Here is a 16,505-nt window from a genome sequence, read left to right on the forward strand (position 1 = left end):
ATTTAACATACTTTTTAGACTACCACCCTATTTTGCACTAATTCATCAACTCATCAATCAATTCTTGTACGCTTTTGATACGGTCAATGGCAGAAATCCCATTGCCCACCGACACATAGCCATTGTCAAAATCGCCTTCTAGCATTCCCAAACGCATACCCGTTCCGGCATTCATCACTTTGGCGATGTCGGCTCGGCTCGCTCCACTTTCACTCATTTGAAAGCATTGTTTGGCAAGCTCGGTTGGCAATGAACGGTAATAATACGGCTCGGTGCGGAACAGTAGCAAATCGTTGGCGGTAGAATCCACAATCCACTGTTTGACTTTTTCACTCGCTCGGCATTCTTTGGTGGCGATAAATGCCGTGCCAACCCACACGCCTTCTGCTCCAAGCGTTTGGGCGACTTGCACCGATTTTTTGTCAGCGATACCGCCAGCGAGCATGATTGGCAAATCCACTTTACCGACAAATTCTGCCAACACATTAAAGCTACCAATCTCTTTCATCGGCAAGGTGCCGCCTTCATCAAAGCCCGTCAGTACCAAAATATCCGCCCCAAGTTCTTGGGCTTTTAGGGCGTCCGCTAGGTTGGGGTTGGGCAGACGGCAGATGATTTTGATACCCGCTTGTTTGAATTTGGCATAAATTTGAGGGTCAAGCAAGCCATTATCCAGCACCACAGGCACACGCTCTTCGATGAACAAATCCACCATCAGCGGAATCAAGGCAAAATTATAAGACACGATAAACGGCACGCCAAACGGTTTATCGGTCAAGGCTTTGACTTTACGAATCTCGTTACGCATACGGTCAAGCACTTCTTCGTTGGACGTGGGGTCGGTCGTTTGCCCTGCGTGCGGTGCCAAAAACCCGAGTCCGCCTGCTTCGGCAACGCTTGCCACCAGATGAGCGTCCGTCAGCCAGCTCATCGGGGCTTGAACGATGGGGTGTTTGATGTTTAGGATTTGAGTGATACGGTTTTACATGATTGTTCTCTGTTTGGTAAATGTGAGGGTATTGTAAAGGTTTTAATTTTGGTTGGGAATGGCTGTTTTTGGGAAGTTGGTTTTTATATTTGGAAAGGTGATTTTTTATGCTTTTAATAAGTGCTATTTTTTAGAAAAGTTTTAAGTATGATATAAACTTTTTTAAAATTATGCTATAATTTTTACTATACTTTTAATAAATTGATTAAAAAATATGCAAAACCTTATTTTTCGCAAGCAATATTTGGACAAAATCATGCCCTTTATGGGCAAAAAACTCATCAAGGTCATCACAGGGCAACGCCGTGTTGGCAAAAGTTATCTATTATTTCAGCTTATTGAAAAAATCAAACAATCGGACAGCACTGCCCACATCATTTATATCAATAAAGAAGATTTACAATTTAGCCACATCAAAACCGCCCAAGATTTGGCGGATTTTGTCCTTGCCAATAAAAAAGCAGGGGTCAAAAATCATATTTTTATTGATGAAATTCAAGAGATTACCAATTTTGAACAGGCACTTCGTTCATTATTATTAGATGATGATTTGGATTTGTATTGCACAGGGTCAAATGCCCAATTATTATCAACCGATATTGCAGGCACATTGAGCGGACGGGCAATAGAAATTCAAGTTTATGCCTTGTCTTATTTTGAATTTTTGGAATTCATGCAATTAGACAACAATCCCAAATCTTTGAATTTGTATTTTAAATATGGTGGGTTGCCATTTTTAAAAGAATTGCCTTTGCAAGATGATGTTATTTTTGAATATTTGAAAAACATTTATTCCACCATTGTTGTGCGTGATATTGTTAATCGCTACAACATTCGCAATGGCTTGTTTTTGGAGCAATTAACGCAATTTTTGGCAGATAATATCGGTAATTTGTTTTCTGCCAAAAAAATCAGCGATTTTTTAAAATCACAAAAAATTAATATATCCAACATTCAAGTACAAAACTATGCCGAATATCTAAGTAATGCCTTTTTGATTCATAAAGTAAACCGTTATGATATTGAAGGAAAACGCATTTTTGAAATTGGTGAAAAGTATTATTTTGAAGATTTGGGAATCAGAAATGCCCTGATTGGCTATCGCATTTCTGACCGTGCCAAAATCTTGGAAAATATGGTGTTTCATCATTTAAAAATCGCAGGATTTGACATTAAAATTGGCGGATTAAATAACCAAGAGATTGATTTTGTGGCGGATAAAAATGGCGAACGCATTTATGTGCAAGTGGCTTTGATGATTGATAGCGACAAAACTGCCGAACGAGAATTTGGTAATTTATTAAAGATTGCCGACAATTATCCCAAATATGTGGTAACGCTTGATGAATTTGACGGCAACAGCATAAATGGTATTAAGTGCTTGAATTTTATTGAATTTATTACAGAGATTTTGGGAGAAACCCCATGAACCTAAACGCCCTACGCCTATTTATCAGCGTCTGCCAAGACGGCAGTTTATCCAAAACGTCCGAGCGACTTGGTGTGCCGATTGCCACCATTAGCCGTCAGATTAGCGAGCTTGAAAAATCTTTAAACATTCAATTATTTGACCGCTTTAAATCAGGGGTTAAGCCCACCATGGCAGGGCAACGCCTGTATGAACAAACTCATCTTGCCATGGGTAATCTTGTGAATGCCGAACAGGTGTTGTTTGAAGAACAAGGCAATCTAAAAGGCGTGTTACGCATCTCTGCCGTGCCTGCGTGCGAGCCGATTTTGGCGTGGGTGGGCGAGTTTCAAGCACAGTTTCCCCATATCCAAATCCATTGCACCATGACCGACCGAGTATTGGATATGACCGCAGACGGCATTGACGTGGCGTTTCGCATGGGGGAGTTGCATGGCGAGCAGTTTATCGCCAAAAAAGTGCTGTCCGTCTGCTCAAAATGGGTGGCTCGCCCCGACTTACTTGCCCGATATGGCACACCCCAAACGGTACAAGATTTGGCAAATTTTCCTTTGGCAGGTTGGGCAAGAAATGGTGAGACGGTTTTGTCTTTTAAAATTGACAAACAAACCTACCATTTACCTTATATGTTTGCCAGTAATGAAAGCTCAGCGGTGGAGTTTATGGCGATAAATGGGCGGGCGGTATGTCAGCTTGCCGACTATACGGCAGATAGGCTGATTAGGGATTGTGGGCTAACAGAAGTCTTGCCAAATGTCGTGTTGCCAAGCTATGATGTGTCCATGCTCTACGCTTCCCACCGTTATCCGTCCAGCATTGTGCGGGCGTTTGTGGTTTGTCATGGATAAAGCCACATGATTAGCACATGATTAGCACATGATTATCTGGCGATGTCTCGCTCACTTCTAGGCAGATAGTAGATGTAAAAACTTAAAAATATCGTGACAAGTCCCACCCACAACAGATACAAGGCAGGAGCAAGGGGCAGATGAAAAGTAGCAAACGCCAGTAGTGATGGCACACCACCTGCCACCAATGCATAAGTGACGTTATAGGTCAAGGCAATGCTGGTTAGGCGGATTTTACTGGGGAACAGTCGCACCAAGACCGCAGGAAGCGTGGCAATCATACCCCCCGAAAAGCCAAGCAGTGCCGACCACAATAATATCAACTCGCCACCATATCTAAGCTGAGCAAAAAATAGTGAGGTATTTACAATTAGCAAAATCCCCCCAAAAATCATGACTTTGCCGATATTCATCCTGTCTGCCAAATAGCCATAAAACACACAGCCAATCATCATAAATAACGTGGCAATACCCGACCCAAAAATCAGATTACTCTCTGAAATGCTAAAATTAATGTTTAACAGCTCAGGCATTATCATGGCAATAACGATAAACACGCTTAAAACAATCCATGATACCAATATGGCAGGGATGAGACTGGACAAGCGATTTTTGGTGATGATTTGCAAAAAAGAGTGCTTTTGGGCGACCTGCTTGTCTTCATTAAAAATGTTGGTATTTGCCAAATCTTGGATTTGAGTTTTGGTCAATCCATCAAAACTCATGGCACTGAGCGTATGTTCTTCGGTGTCATGACGGTCTTTGGTTTGGGTAGAAATGGGCGTTTCTTTAAGTAGCTTTAAGGACAGTAGCAATCCTGCCGATAAAACCCCACCCACCAAAAACGGTATCCGCCAACCATAGCTTAGCATGTCAGTATAACTTAAACTACCCACCAAGTAAGCAACCAAAAACTTAATAAATAGCAATCCGGCCAAGGCTCCTGCCACCACAATACCACAACCAAAGCCCACATGACGCATGGGTAGCTGTTCAGTAATCAGCACTAACGCAGATGGAATCTGACCGCCATAAGCCAGCCCCTGCCCAAAGCGAGCCAGTATGAACAAAATCGAAGCCAGCACTCCCAAATGCTGATAAGTTGGCAAGAAAGCAAGAATCAGCGTAAACACCGTCAGCCCAAACAAGCTTAAAAACAGCACCGCACGCCTGCCATTCATGTCGCCATACTGCCCGAGTAAAAACCCACCAATGGGGTGAGCGATATACGCCCCCAAAAATAGCCCTACCGCCTGCATCGAATACAACCACATCACTTCACGCCCACCAAAGAAATTGTCAGCAATCACCTCTTTGAGATAAAACACCAAGGCATAATCAAAAAATGCCAACATGGTCACCGAAGCGACCGTGGCAATCAGGCGGATATGATGAGAAGATAAGGTAGCTTGTGGCATTGTAAATATTTGTGTATTATTTTTGTATAATGTACTAAAAATTGATTAAAATAGCAACAATTTCCATTATTTATTACCAAGATTAATAAAACACATGGATACTTAACTAAAAATCAATAAAAAATTGTGGGTTTATAACATGACAAAAATCAATCCATTATAAAAGCCAATCTATCGGCAACCAGCTCATGAATGACACGCCGATACTCTCAGGAGTGTTCATGTGTGGCTCTTTATCAAAAATCACTTCCTGTCCCCGCTCTAAGGTTCGCCACTGCAATCGCCCATCCACTAAACGCACTTCATATACTTGATTTAAAATCGTCAAGTTTTCTTGGTCGCCGGCATTGTTTAGGGCGTTATGAAGCTGATACGCCAGCTCTTCATCATAAATCATCACACCAAGCTCGGTGTTGATGTTCGCCGAACGTGGGTCAATGTTATATGAGCCGATGAATACTTTATGATCATCCACAGCAAAGGCTTTGGCATGCAAACTGGTGGTGGTCATGCGTTTGGTACGCCACAGCTTGTTCTCATCTTCGCTTGTGCTTTTGGCGGTGGACTTTAACTCATAAATCTTCACGCCTGCCGATAACAACTCCCGACGCCAATGCCCATAGCCTGCATGCACCGCCCCCACATCGGTGGCATCAAATGAGTTGGTCAGTATGCTCACGTCCACACCATCTTTGGCAAGGGTGGTCAGCGTATGCACGCCATCCTTAGTGGGGACAAAATACGATGAGATGATACTTAGGCGTTCTTTGGGACGACCGAGTTCATGGCGAAGTTTGCTGACCAGATGACCATCTTTTGGGTTTTGGTTTTTGGCTTTGGTGTTGAGCTTTGCCACATCATCTGCCAAAAATTTCATATTAACCCAGCGAAACGGCACATTTTTGCTCAGCAAATCTTCGCCAATGGTACTGCTTGCCACGGCACTGCGATAAGTGCGTAAGGCTCGCTCATTTTTGGTGGCATTTAAGCCGTCGTCGTTGTCTTTGCTAAACACCGCCATCGCTGACTGGTGGGGTCGCTCTTTGTCTGTTGATACCAAGGTCTCAATGTCATAGGCGGTGGGTGATTGCCAATATTCATCAAAACTTTTGGTGATGTCACCAACCACTTCACCGATGAGTAGGACGTCTAGGTCGGCAAAGTGATTGTTTTGATGATTATTTAGGTACTCGTTACCGATATTACGCCCGCCAATGATGCTGATGTGATTGTCAAAAGTCATGCTTTTGTTATGCATACGCACGTTAATACGCACAGGCGACGTTAGGTAATTCATGAACTTATAACGGCGATAGGTAAAGGGATTGACCACACGCACGGCGATGTTGGGATGCTTGGCAAACAAGGCAAGCTGTTCATCAAGCCTAGGATTGCCATTAAAATCATCCAAAAGCAAGCGAACAAGCACACCCCGCTCTGCCGCTTGCCACAAATCTTTTAGCATCAAAAACCCCGCTTCATCATCATGCCAGATATAGTACTGCACATCGATGGTGTGGGTTGCCATGTCAGAGAGAATACTGCGAGACGCAAACGCATTCGCCCCTGTGGCGATGGGGTAATATCCCGATAACGTGGGATGGTATTCGGTTTGCTCATCGATGATGGTACTCAAAGACGGCTCGCCTTGCGTGGCTGGGATATCTGCTGCCCGATTGATTTCTTTGCCCAAAAAACCTGTGGCCCTATCATCATCTCGCTGGTTGAGATAGGCTTGGCTGTGGTCGCTTTGGTTGTTCATGCGTTTGGCAAGCAACGCTTCATGTGCCAAATGCACCCGTTCGGTCAGTTGGATACTGTCTGGTAAATGGGCGGTAGGCGGTAATGACTGGCAGGCGGTCAAAGTCACGCCCATTATAAACACCATCATCAACATACGAAAAGTCATCGCCATCACTCATGCTCACCAAAATTGACAAATTATAGCAAATAATTGGGTCGTATTGAACCTTTGCCAAACATTTGTTTAAAATTGCTTATTAAACCCCCTTTAAATCACCCATCAAAAAACGCCCTGACATCAGAGCGTTTTGTTATTTTGGTAAAGCAATTATTCTTGCAAATAACCAATCAAACGCAAGAACTCAATGTACATCCACACCAGCGTTGCCAACACACCAATGCCATACACCCATTCAAACTCTTTGTTCACGCCATACATCACACCATCTTCGATGTTTTTAAAATCAAGCAATAAAAAGAAAGAAGCAATAAGTGTGGTAAAAACACTAAAACCAATGGCAATCATACCACCATCAAACAAGTGCGGGATAGAGCTACCAAACACCAATCTCATAATCCACTGAATGGCATACACCACAAAAATGGCAATGGCGGCTGATGTGACAACCGAGCGGAATTTTTCGGTCACTTTGATGATGCGAGTGCTGTACAAGGTCAGCATGACCGCCGCAGTTACAAAGGTCGCTGACAAAGCAAGCAGGGGCACGCTTGGGGCTTTATAAAAGGCAAAAGCACTTGCCACGCCAATCACAATCCCTTCTAGGGCGGCATACGGCACGGACAATGCCTTGGCAAGGTGTGGCTTAAAGGCAGTCGTCAAGCCAATGCCCATGGTGGCGAGCATTGCCACAAAAAATAGCCCAATCAACGCCCCTGATGACATGCCACTCATCAGAGCAAAAAAGAACAGTCCAAAACCTGTGGTGGCAGAGATAGCAAGCAGTAGAGCGGTCTTTTTGACCACGCCATTGACCGTCATCGGCACATCGCCTGCCAGTAATTCGGTACGACTAACAATAGGGTTTGCCATAATTTTCCTTAGGTAAAATTAAGAATAAATTGAGAATTAAAACAGTTTAGCGTTTTATACTATATTTACTTTTAAAAATCAAGTATTTTTGCCATTTTGATAACTCAACATGGGTATTTTTTTGATTAATGGGGATGTTGGTATCATTTACAAGCTTTATGGGTTTTTACTTGTAGTCTGGGCGGAGTTTGGTTATCATATGCTTTTTATTTTTTAAAGATAATAATATCAGGACTGTTGCCATCATGAGCGAAACCGCCATTTCACCGATATCTTTTAATATTGAAAAGAGCCATTTTAAACGCATTGGACTCATGGGGCGTGCCGGCAAAAAAAGCATTACCACGACACTCAACGAACTCATCAACCTGCTGTCAGAGTGGGGGTTGGAGATTACCATTGATACCAGCACCGCCAGTATTGACGGCATACATATTGACTTTGATAGAGACGACAACCCCATCAAAATCGTGCCACGCGGACGCATGGGCGAGCATTGTGACTTGGTGATGGTGGTCGGTGGCGACGGCTCTATCCTACAAGCAGGCTCTGTATTGGCGGGAACGGGTGTGCCTGTGCTAGGGGTCAATCGTGGGCGACTGGGGTTTTTGGCAGACATTAACCCTGAACGCTTGGAGACGGAGTTATCAGAAGTCTTCGCTGGCGAGTATCACACCGATGAGCGTTTTTTGTTAAAAATGCAGGTGCTCGGGCGAGATGATGACGGCAACACACAGGTGTTTCATGAAAGCTACGCCCTAAATGATGTGGTGCTACACGCAGGAAAATCGGTGCATACCATTGATTTTAAACTACAAATTGATGATATTGATGTCTATCGTCAGCACGCTGATGGACTGATTGTGGCAACCCCGACAGGCTCTACCGCCTATTCGCTCTCGGCAGGGGGACCCATCATTCATCCGAGTCTAGACGCCATTTGTCTGGCTCCCATGCACCCGCACACGCTGTCTAGTCGCCCCATCGTGGTCGCAGGCACCAGCAAAATCACCATAAAAATCCACAAAGACAACCGCACCCAGCCCATGGTCAGCTCTGATGGCGAAGCGAGCGTGCCACTAGACAACGACCAAACTCTGCTCATCACCAAGCACGACAAATCCCTAATCCTACTGCACCCCCTAGACGTGGACTTTTATCAAGCCTGTCGCACCAAACTTAATTGGAGCTTATACACCGAAGAGTTTTCGTTAAAGGATGAGTAATCTGCACATGGTTTATCACTCATAGCTTTGTGCCATCTCAAAACTGGGGCGAGATTCACAGTATGCCAACCAGTTATGGACATGCACCCATCTATCAGACAGTCCGCCCGATTTTTTCATCTGAGCAATGCCAAAATGCAGATGAATGTCCACAGCACCAAACACCCCCTGCCCTGCCCCCGACAGATAATGCCGATTTACCAAACGCTCGTTAAGCAGGGCTAATGCCTTATCCACATTGGGCGAGATAAAAGACTTCTCAACGCCCTTTTGCACACTTTTGATGATGGGGCGGATAAAAAATGGCGACTTTTGCACGATTTTGCCAAACACCAGTCGCATGACTAGGTTGGGCATAAGCGAGCTTTCGGCAAAATGCAGCCAAAACGCATAATCTTCCCACGTCTCATCAGTGGGCGATAATTTGCCGTCCGTGTCATAATGGCGTAGCAGGTATTCAATGATAAACCCTGATTCGGCAAGTGTCCGTCCACGAGCTTCATCTACCAAAATCGGGGCTTTGCCCATGGGGTGAATCTCCGCCAGCTCTTTTGGGGCAAGGTAGCTTTTGGTGCGATTGTGTTTGATGACACGAAAAGGCGTACCATATAAGGCATTTAGTTCGCACAACAGCCACAAAATACGAAACGAGCGAGACTGGTTAAGATGATGAAGGGTGAGCATGGGATTTCCTGTTGGGGCATGATTGGGCTGGGTGTGGTGATGTTACCCTGATTTTAATCATACCAAATTCTGTGATTTTTGGTGCCATCATGAAAACGCAGATAAGCCTACTTTTCTTACTTGGTTGTTTTATCAGGGCAATTTTTATATTGGCACATCATACCAAACCCCTACCCAAAACACAAACAAAAATCAGGCGACCCGTCATAGACCGCCTGATTTTATGGCTTCTTTTAGCCGATGTTGTATGATTTATTTTTTCATCTTTAACATCGCCTGATGACCTTCTTCCATTTTTGGTTTGACTTCCGAGATATAAATCCACACAAGGCTGACCCACACCACACCAAACATAATCATAAATGCCGATGAGCGTACACCTGTAATATCCACCGCCGCCCCAAACATGATGGGTAGGATAAATCCGCCCAAGCCCCCTGCCAAACCGACCACGCCAGAGACTGCCCCCATGTTATCTTTATATTCGTCCGATAGGTATTTGAAAACGGACGCTTTACCGATGGCAAAGGCAATGCCCAATAAGAAAATCAAGATGGTAAAGACGGTAGAGTTTAGCCCGATGTGAAATGCCCGCTCGCCGTCCACCGTTTGCACCACAAGGCTTGTTTGTGGATAAGACAAGACAAATAAGCACAAAAATGACGCCCACAACACCCACCAAGTTACGGTATGGGCTGAGTATTTGTCCGACAGCCAACCACCAAGTGCACGCAGTACGCCCCCTGGCAAGCTAAAACATGCCGCCAAAAATGCTGCTGTTTGTAGGCTAAATTCATACTCATTAACATAATATTTGGTCATCCACAAAGCAAGGGCAACATAGCCACCAAAGACAATGGAATAATACTGACTATAACGCCACACATTGGGGTCTTTTAACACCGCCAATTGACTGGCAAAACTTACATTACTTGCCGAACGGTGAGCCTTATTATCAAAAGACATGAACCAAAAGCCAATGGCAGTAATGAGCATAATCCCTGCATACACCTTTGGCAAAAACTGCCAACCGCCATAAGCGATGATGGCAGGGCCTACCATTTTGGTGAGTGCCGAGCCTGCATTACCTGCCCCAAACACACCCATGGCAAACCCTTGACGGTCTGCTTCAAACCACTTAGCGACATAAGCAATCCCAACCGAAAATGAGCCACCTGCCAACCCTGCAAACAGACCCAGCACCAAAAACTGCCAATAGGCATTGGCATAACTCATCAAAAATATTGGCACAACACATGCCATCATCAAAGCGAAAAGCACAACCTTTCCGCCATATTTATCCGTCATCATGCCAAGTGGCAGACGAACAAGAGAACCTGTCAGCACAGGTGTGGCAGCAAGTAGCCCAAATTGGGTCTCAGATAAGTCTAGTGCTTTTTGGATTGGGATGCCAAGCACCGCAAACATCATCCAAATCATAAAGCAGACGGTAAATGCGATGGTTGATGAAGTTAGTACAAGCAGTTGTTTGGATTTTTGAGTTGCCATAATCTCCCCCCATGTTTTAGGGTTTTCTTTGGCATGGCAGTCGTGGTAAAATAACACGCCACACAGCCAGTGTGTTAAAATTTGTTACTGTCATGATAATCAAACTTTCTCAAAAAATAATTGATTACAATCAAGTTTTTATCAATAAGTTTTCTATATAATAGTCCAATACTTCTTTGGTAGTATGATAAAATTTGGTATTGACACTGATAAAATACCTATTTTTCAATGACTTACAAATGAAATACACCACCGCTTTGCTGACATGATGCACTTATTTTTTATTGACAAAATTTTTGGGAGTATGGTTTGTGCTGTTTGCCTTGTTAAAAAAATTCACACACCAAATCAGTCCAACCACAGTCGGGCATTCCATGACAAGGCGTGCAAGTGTGGCAGTGGCGTTTATTTTTTTGACAATTCTAAGCGTTTCTACATACAGTTTTTATCTTGTCAGTACCGCCGAAAAAGACGCACAAGCCATCAATGACGCAGGCTCCATTCGCATGGCAACCTACCGTATCAATCACGAATTGGCACTGTCGGCAAACCCCCATTCATCCCACACGCCAAACCCCATCTTGGCGGATGATATGACCGCCCGTCTTGACAAACTAAGCCTATACCAAGCCAAGAACAGCAACAAACATGGCGACATTGATAAGGCACTTACCAAAATCCGCCATGACTGGGAACACACCTTACTGCCCAGCCTACAGCACAATGACAGCACGGCATTTTATGAGCATTCTTTGGTGTTTTTGGATGATGTCAATCATCTGGTGGACGCCATCGGCAAACGCAACGAGTACCGCCAAGAACACCAACAACACGTCCAAATCATCTCGCTACTACTCATCACCTTTGTGATGTTGGTCGGCATGTGGGAGCTACACCGCAATGCTTTAACCCCCTTAAAAAATCTAACTGCCACCGCTCGTCATTTTAGGCAGGGCAAATCGCTAGACATGCAAGCGGGCAAGATGGACATCAAAGGCTATCAAGAGCTAAACGAGCTGTCGGACGCGTTTTTTGCCATGCTGACGCTCATCAAAAACCACCAAGCCGAGCTTGAAACCGAAGTCAAACGCAAAACCCACCATCTCACCCAAAGCAACAAGGCTCTATACAGCCTGTATCACTTTGCCGAAAAAATCGCCACCACACACCATCTTAACACCGAAGAGCTTCATGAACTCATTCAAAATTTCGCTCACCTACTACCCAACACAGAGCTGTCACTGTGCATTCATGGGCAAAATTTTGAAAATAACGTCATCATGAGTCTGTCGGAGCGTAAACACCATGACTTTTGTACGCCTGACGACTGCGAGCATTGCGACCTAAAAACCGACACGCACACCCGTATCATCCCCATCAAAAGCACCGATACCAACTGGGGTGAGCTACTGGTGCGTGAGCCTGTCAGCCCTGTGGCAAAAAACCGCATTGCCTTACTTAACATCAGCGACGATAACGGTTTGTCCGAGCAAGACCTGCTCGGCATTTTGGCACAGCTCATCGCCTTGACCTTTATGTCAAACCAACGCCAAAAACAAGCCGAAGAGCTGCTGCTGTCCGAAGAGCGTAACACCTTTGCCCGTGAATTGCACGACTCCATCGCCCAGACGTTGTCGCACCTAAAAATCCAGTCCGCCATGCTAAAAACCCTAGGCGAACAAGAGAAAAAACTGCTTGCTGATGAGCCAAACCTACAAAACAAAGAGACTTTACTAAAAATCCATCAAAAACAAGACAAAGTCCGCACCGACCTAAATGACGGCACCAGCCACGCCTATGCCCAGCTTCGGGATTTGTTAAACACCTTCCGCCTAAAAGTGGATGGGGGTGATTTTAATGACGCCTTAAAAATGACGGTTGAAGAGTTTGAAGCCAAAGGCGGATTTAACATTAACTTTGACAACCAAGTACTGACCCTAAACCTATCTGCGTCCGAGCAGGTGGATTTGTTGCAAATCACCCGAGAGGCCCTGTCCAACGTCCACAAGCACGCCCACGCCAAGAACGTCAATATCACGCTCTACCAAGACAGCATCAGTTATGAAGTCATCTTGCGTATCAGTGATGATGGCATTGGTATTCGCCAAAGTGACAAGCAAAAACCTGAACATTATGGGCTTAGCACCATGGGCGAGCGGGCGTTGAACTTAGGCGGTACGATTAGCACTGAGCCGATTCGTCCCACAGGCACCGAAGTGTTTGTTCGCTTTTTGCCCCAATTTTTCTTAAAAAAACTCAAAAGCCCACGTCCCAAACCCAAACTCAAAGAATGGACAGCCGAACAAATCAGCACCGCCACTTATGAACTCACCTGTGAACTCAATGATGAATTTGGTCAGACATCTTGATGGCAGATGAAGTATAATAGAACAATTTGCCAAATTTATTTGGACAATTTTTAAATTAACTGATTTAACTTTAACAATTTTAACAATTTTAACCCTCACCCAACCAAAGACATCATCATGAACCAAAAAATCTATACTGCCACAAGCCCCGCCCGCCTATTACTTGTTGATGACCATCCCATGTTACGGCGTGGCATGGCGGACTTGTTATCCTTAGAAATGGACATTCACGTAGCAGGCGAGGCCAACCATGGTGTTGAAGCACTCAACTTTTTACAAGAGACGAGTGTGGATTTGATTGTCCTTGACTATAACATGCCAGTGATGAATGGAATTGAAACCCTAAAAGCCATCCGAGAACGTCAGATTGAAGGCAAGGTACTGTTGTTTACTGTCTCTGACAACATCAAAGACGTTCAAGATGCCCTAGCGTTGGGTGTGGACGGTTATCTGTTAAAGGACATGGAATCCGATGAGATTGTTGGTAACATTCGTCGCATCCTGCGTGGGGAGCTTGTTATTAGTCCTGCTCTTGCACCCATTTTGGCGGCCGCCATACGAAAGCCTGTCCAACCTGAGAGCAACCCTGATTTGACCGAGCGTGAATTACAGGTGCTCTATATGATACGAGATGGCATGAGTAACAAAATGATAGGTAACAAATTGGGCATTGCTGAATCTACTGTTAAAGTGCATGTCAAGCACATTTTGGCGAAAATCAGCTTACGCACTCGTGTGGAAGCTGCTGTGTGGGCGGTAGAAAATTTGGACAAATAATCCTAGTCACTAACCAACGCAAGCAATCTCTCAGCATCCATCAGACAGTATTGTGATTTGCGTTTACTGATAAGCCCTGCATCAATCAGCTCTTTTAGCGTGCGAGAGAGTGTCTCAGGACGCAGTCCAATTTGCCCTGCCAACTGTTTTTGGCTAAATGGCAACTCAAACGGCACACCCACAGGATAATGTGTCAAAAAGTAATAGCTGAGTTTGGATTTGGCTTGGACAAAAGCAAGCAGGTCGCTACTGATGAGATGATAGTACATACGTTTACTTATGGTGTTGCAAAACCACATGATAAGATTGCCCAAATCAAAATCAGCAATACTCTCAAAATAAGCCTGCACAGGCAAAGTTGCCACAACGGTGGGGCATTTGGCGGTGGCGGTCAGCTGATGAATGCCACGCTCTTTGATGAGCAGTTTAGAATGGCGTGTGGCGATATTGGCTTTACTGGGGGCTTGTCCACCCACATCATCCATCTGTCCGACCTGATGAATGCCCGTGCCAAAGTTAGGATAATCATCTCGCTCCAAGCCCCACAGCACGCTCTCGTTAATCAGCCCCATCTCATGATAGCTGGCAATCAAGCATGCCTGCCCGCTCGGCAGTTCACGATAACACATCACCTGCCCATCTAGCAAAAAATACAAATTCTCAACCACGCTGTGCTGAATAAAAATCAGCTCACTCTTGGCGTATTCATGAATGACAACCTGATCAAGTAACTCATCTTTGACTATCTCTCCTGCAACAGATTGGGGCAAAAGAGCAAATAAAGGATGAGTCCGTAAGGTATCAAGGTAGGCTTTTTTGGTGTGTTCAGCAGATTTTATCATCTTCTTAGCCATACAAAATAAATGATGCCATAATACTGTGCTGTATGTGCCATCCATATTCCCCAAAAGCACAGATAAAACCCATCACCTACCCCTTTTGGCTAGTATTTGGTTACTGACTTTTGGCGGTTATTGGTATGGCAATGCTTGATGAATGTGCTATTTTATGGCATATCAAACTTATTCACACCTTTGGAGCATGACATGTTGTCCGACTTATTGACATCCAACCGTTTTTGGGCTCAAAGTTTATCCGCTCGCAATCCTGACTATTTTCCAAGCCTTGCCCGCCAGCAGTCCCCTAACTATTTTTGGATTGGTTGCTCTGACAGTCGTGTTCCTGCCAATGAAGTGGTTGGACTCATGCCAGGGGAGCTGTTCGTTCATCGCAATGTGGCGAACATGGTCGTCGCTACTGATATGAATTTATTGTCTGCTTTACAATACGCTGTGGACATGTTAAAGGTTGAACACATCATTGTTTGTGGTCATTATGGCTGTGGTGGGGTGCGTGCTGCCCTATCACACCAAGAATTTGGGCTGATTGATAACTGGTTACGCTCCTTAAAAGGCATTTATTATCAGCATTTGGATAAATTTAACAATTTAGACATTGATGAGCAAATTGACCTTTTATGTCAGCTTAACGTCAAGCGTCAGGTAACCAATGTTTGCCACACCACCATCGTCCAAAACGCATGGCACAGGGGGCAAAAGTTGTCCGTACACGGCTGGATTTATGGGTTAAAAGATGGCTTGATTCATGACCTACAGGTAAGTGTGAATGATTTTAGTCAGCTAAAAGACGCTTTTGTGTATGAAGTGTAGCACCCGCTCTACTTATTTAACCACTCGTTTAATTACTCATTCAACGTCAGTCGCACCGACGTGATGGCATTGTCATCATTGATAAAGTTATCCCGATACAGGCTTTGTAAGACAGGGCTGTTTAACAGCTGATTGCTGGCGATGACTAATACCCGCTCATCTCGCTGTTTTTGTTTTTGTACAGGCGTGGCAAGATGAGCAAATTCGCTTTGGGACAGCAGTGGTGTCTCATCACGCAAGCGACCGTTTGCAAAATCTTGACCAAATTTTTTGGCAAAGCTCTTAAAACTTGAAAAAATCTGCTTGTTATGCTCAGGCACATACAGCTGACTCTCGCCATCTATCTGCCCCACCATCATCGCATGACTCACCATCGCCAATTCATCGGCATCAAGCTTATGCTCACGGCGTGCCATCGCCACCCAATAATCCCATTTTTCTGGTGTCCACTCGCCTGCCAACGCTACCTGCTGTGGCATGAGTTCATTTTTTAACTGCTCTTTGGTTATCTGCCCTGACGGTTTGATGTCGCTGATTGATTGAGAATTGTTTACCTCTTGACCAATTTCTTGATTACCAATTTCTTGATTACCAATTTCTTGATTACCAATTTCTTGATTACCAATTTCTTGATTACCAATTTCTTGATTACCAATTTCTTGATTACCAATTTCTTGATTACCAATTTCTTGATGATAATTTTCTACAATTTCTGTATTTTGTGAAATCGCCAAACTTTCATTATTTAAACTTTCATTATTTAAACTTTCATTATTTAAACTTTCATTATTTA

Annotated in this window: 13 protein-coding genes and 1 pseudogene; 6 read left to right on the plus strand and 8 right to left on the minus strand. The window is 44.3% G+C overall.

Annotated features, from left to right (window positions below; genetic code table 11):
• Positions 1–37: 37 nt before the first annotated feature.
• Positions 38–976 carry a nitronate monooxygenase gene (locus IM753_RS11495; protein ID WP_194109338.1) on the minus strand — a complete coding sequence of 313 codons (939 nt, stop codon included), beginning with the start codon at positions 974–976 and terminating at the stop codon, positions 38–40.
• 226 nt (positions 977–1,202) lie between these two features.
• Here IM753_RS11495 and IM753_RS11500 point away from each other — a divergent pair, with 226 nt between their 5' ends.
• On the plus strand, positions 1,203–2,417 hold the full coding sequence (locus IM753_RS11500) for an ATP-binding protein (RefSeq protein WP_065256518.1): 1,215 nt from the start codon (positions 1,203–1,205) through the stop codon (positions 2,415–2,417).
• Positions 2,414–3,265 (plus strand): LysR family transcriptional regulator, encoded by an 852-nt coding sequence (locus IM753_RS11505; RefSeq protein ID WP_065256519.1) that lies wholly within the window; start codon positions 2,414–2,416, stop codon positions 3,263–3,265. Before IM753_RS11500 ends, IM753_RS11505 begins: the two co-directional genes overlap by 4 nt.
• Before the next feature lie 32 nt (positions 3,266–3,297).
• On the opposite strand, the gene IM753_RS11510 is transcribed toward IM753_RS11505, so the two are convergent.
• The 3 genes from IM753_RS11510 to IM753_RS11520 form a co-directional block, all read right to left on the minus strand.
• Entirely contained in the window at positions 3,298–4,683 is a 1,386-nt protein-coding gene (locus tag IM753_RS11510; protein WP_194109329.1) for an MFS transporter, read from the minus strand.
• Between the two features lie 157 nt (positions 4,684–4,840).
• Positions 4,841–6,592 carry a phospholipase D family protein gene (locus tag IM753_RS11515; protein ID WP_227713150.1) on the minus strand — a complete coding sequence of 584 codons (1,752 nt, stop codon included), beginning with the start codon at positions 6,590–6,592 and terminating at the stop codon, positions 4,841–4,843.
• A gap of 162 nt (positions 6,593–6,754) precedes the next feature.
• Entirely contained in the window at positions 6,755–7,477 is a 723-nt protein-coding gene (locus IM753_RS11520) for a Bax inhibitor-1/YccA family protein (protein WP_194109331.1), read from the minus strand.
• 245 nt (positions 7,478–7,722) lie between these two features.
• Between IM753_RS11520 and IM753_RS11525 the strand changes: the two genes are divergently transcribed.
• Positions 7,723–8,703, plus strand: coding sequence for an NAD(+) kinase (locus IM753_RS11525; RefSeq protein WP_194109332.1), 981 nt, complete (start codon positions 7,723–7,725; stop codon positions 8,701–8,703).
• 15 nt (positions 8,704–8,718) lie between these two features.
• On the opposite strand, the gene IM753_RS11530 is transcribed toward IM753_RS11525, so the two are convergent.
• On the minus strand, positions 8,719–9,387 hold the full coding sequence (locus tag IM753_RS11530) for a glutathione S-transferase (protein WP_194109333.1): 669 nt from the start codon (positions 9,385–9,387) through the stop codon (positions 8,719–8,721).
• A gap of 252 nt (positions 9,388–9,639) precedes the next feature.
• Positions 9,640–10,896 (minus strand): nitrate/nitrite transporter, encoded by a 1,257-nt coding sequence (locus tag IM753_RS11535; protein ID WP_194109334.1) that lies wholly within the window; start codon positions 10,894–10,896, stop codon positions 9,640–9,642.
• Positions 10,897–11,270: 374 nt separating this feature from the next.
• On the opposite strand from IM753_RS11535, the gene IM753_RS11540 reads away from it, so the two are divergent.
• The gene (locus IM753_RS11540; protein ID WP_227713151.1) at positions 11,271–13,265 is read left to right on the plus strand and encodes a type IV pili methyl-accepting chemotaxis transducer N-terminal domain-containing protein; all 1,995 of its coding nucleotides are present in this window, start codon (positions 11,271–11,273) and stop codon (positions 13,263–13,265) included.
• Between the two features lie 117 nt (positions 13,266–13,382).
• Positions 13,383–14,042 (plus strand): two-component system response regulator NarL, encoded by a 660-nt coding sequence (gene narL / locus IM753_RS11545; RefSeq protein ID WP_194109336.1) that lies wholly within the window; start codon positions 13,383–13,385, stop codon positions 14,040–14,042.
• A gap of 2 nt (positions 14,043–14,044) precedes the next feature.
• On the opposite strand, the gene IM753_RS11550 is transcribed toward narL, so the two are convergent.
• Positions 14,045–14,884, minus strand: a complete 840-nt coding sequence (locus IM753_RS11550; RefSeq protein WP_194109337.1) for a Crp/Fnr family transcriptional regulator — start codon at positions 14,882–14,884, stop codon at positions 14,045–14,047.
• A 150-nt stretch (positions 14,885–15,034) separates the two neighbouring features.
• Between IM753_RS11550 and can the strand changes: the two genes are divergently transcribed.
• The gene (gene can / locus IM753_RS11555; protein WP_253842409.1) at positions 15,035–15,712 is read left to right on the plus strand and encodes a carbonate dehydratase; all 678 of its coding nucleotides are present in this window, start codon (positions 15,035–15,037) and stop codon (positions 15,710–15,712) included.
• A 32-nt stretch (positions 15,713–15,744) separates the two neighbouring features.
• On the opposite strand, the pseudogene IM753_RS11560 reads toward can, so the two are convergent.
• A pseudogene (locus IM753_RS11560) lies at positions 15,745–16,505 on the minus strand (hypothetical protein); the annotation flags it as partial.

Source organism: Moraxella sp. K127 (assembly GCF_015223095.1).
Taxonomy (GTDB): domain Bacteria; phylum Pseudomonadota; class Gammaproteobacteria; order Pseudomonadales; family Moraxellaceae; genus Moraxella.

Bases quoted from the DNA above. Each gene is read 5' to 3' on its own strand.
- IM753_RS11500 (WP_065256518.1), top strand. From the start codon at position 1,203: ATGCAAAACCTTATTTTTCGCAAGCAATATTTGGACAAAATCATGCCC.
- IM753_RS11505 (WP_065256519.1), top strand. From the start codon at position 2,414: ATGAACCTAAACGCCCTACGCCTATTTATCAGCGTCTGCCAAGACGGC.
- IM753_RS11510 (WP_194109329.1), bottom strand. From the start codon at position 4,683: ATGCCACAAGCTACCTTATCTTCTCATCATATCCGCCTGATTGCCACG.
- IM753_RS11515 (WP_227713150.1), bottom strand. From the start codon at position 6,592: ATGACTTTTCGTATGTTGATGATGGTGTTTATAATGGGCGTGACTTTG.
- IM753_RS11520 (WP_194109331.1), bottom strand. From the start codon at position 7,477: ATGGCAAACCCTATTGTTAGTCGTACCGAATTACTGGCAGGCGATGTG.
- IM753_RS11525 (WP_194109332.1), top strand. From the start codon at position 7,723: ATGAGCGAAACCGCCATTTCACCGATATCTTTTAATATTGAAAAGAGC.
- IM753_RS11530 (WP_194109333.1), bottom strand. From the start codon at position 9,387: ATGCTCACCCTTCATCATCTTAACCAGTCTCGCTCGTTTCGTATTTTG.
- IM753_RS11535 (WP_194109334.1), bottom strand. From the start codon at position 10,896: ATGGCAACTCAAAAATCCAAACAACTGCTTGTACTAACTTCATCAACC.
- IM753_RS11540 (WP_227713151.1), top strand. From the start codon at position 11,271: ATGACAAGGCGTGCAAGTGTGGCAGTGGCGTTTATTTTTTTGACAATT.
- narL (WP_194109336.1), top strand. From the start codon at position 13,383: ATGAACCAAAAAATCTATACTGCCACAAGCCCCGCCCGCCTATTACTT.
- IM753_RS11550 (WP_194109337.1), bottom strand. From the start codon at position 14,884: ATGATAAAATCTGCTGAACACACCAAAAAAGCCTACCTTGATACCTTA.
- can (WP_253842409.1), top strand. From the start codon at position 15,035: ATGAATGTGCTATTTTATGGCATATCAAACTTATTCACACCTTTGGAG.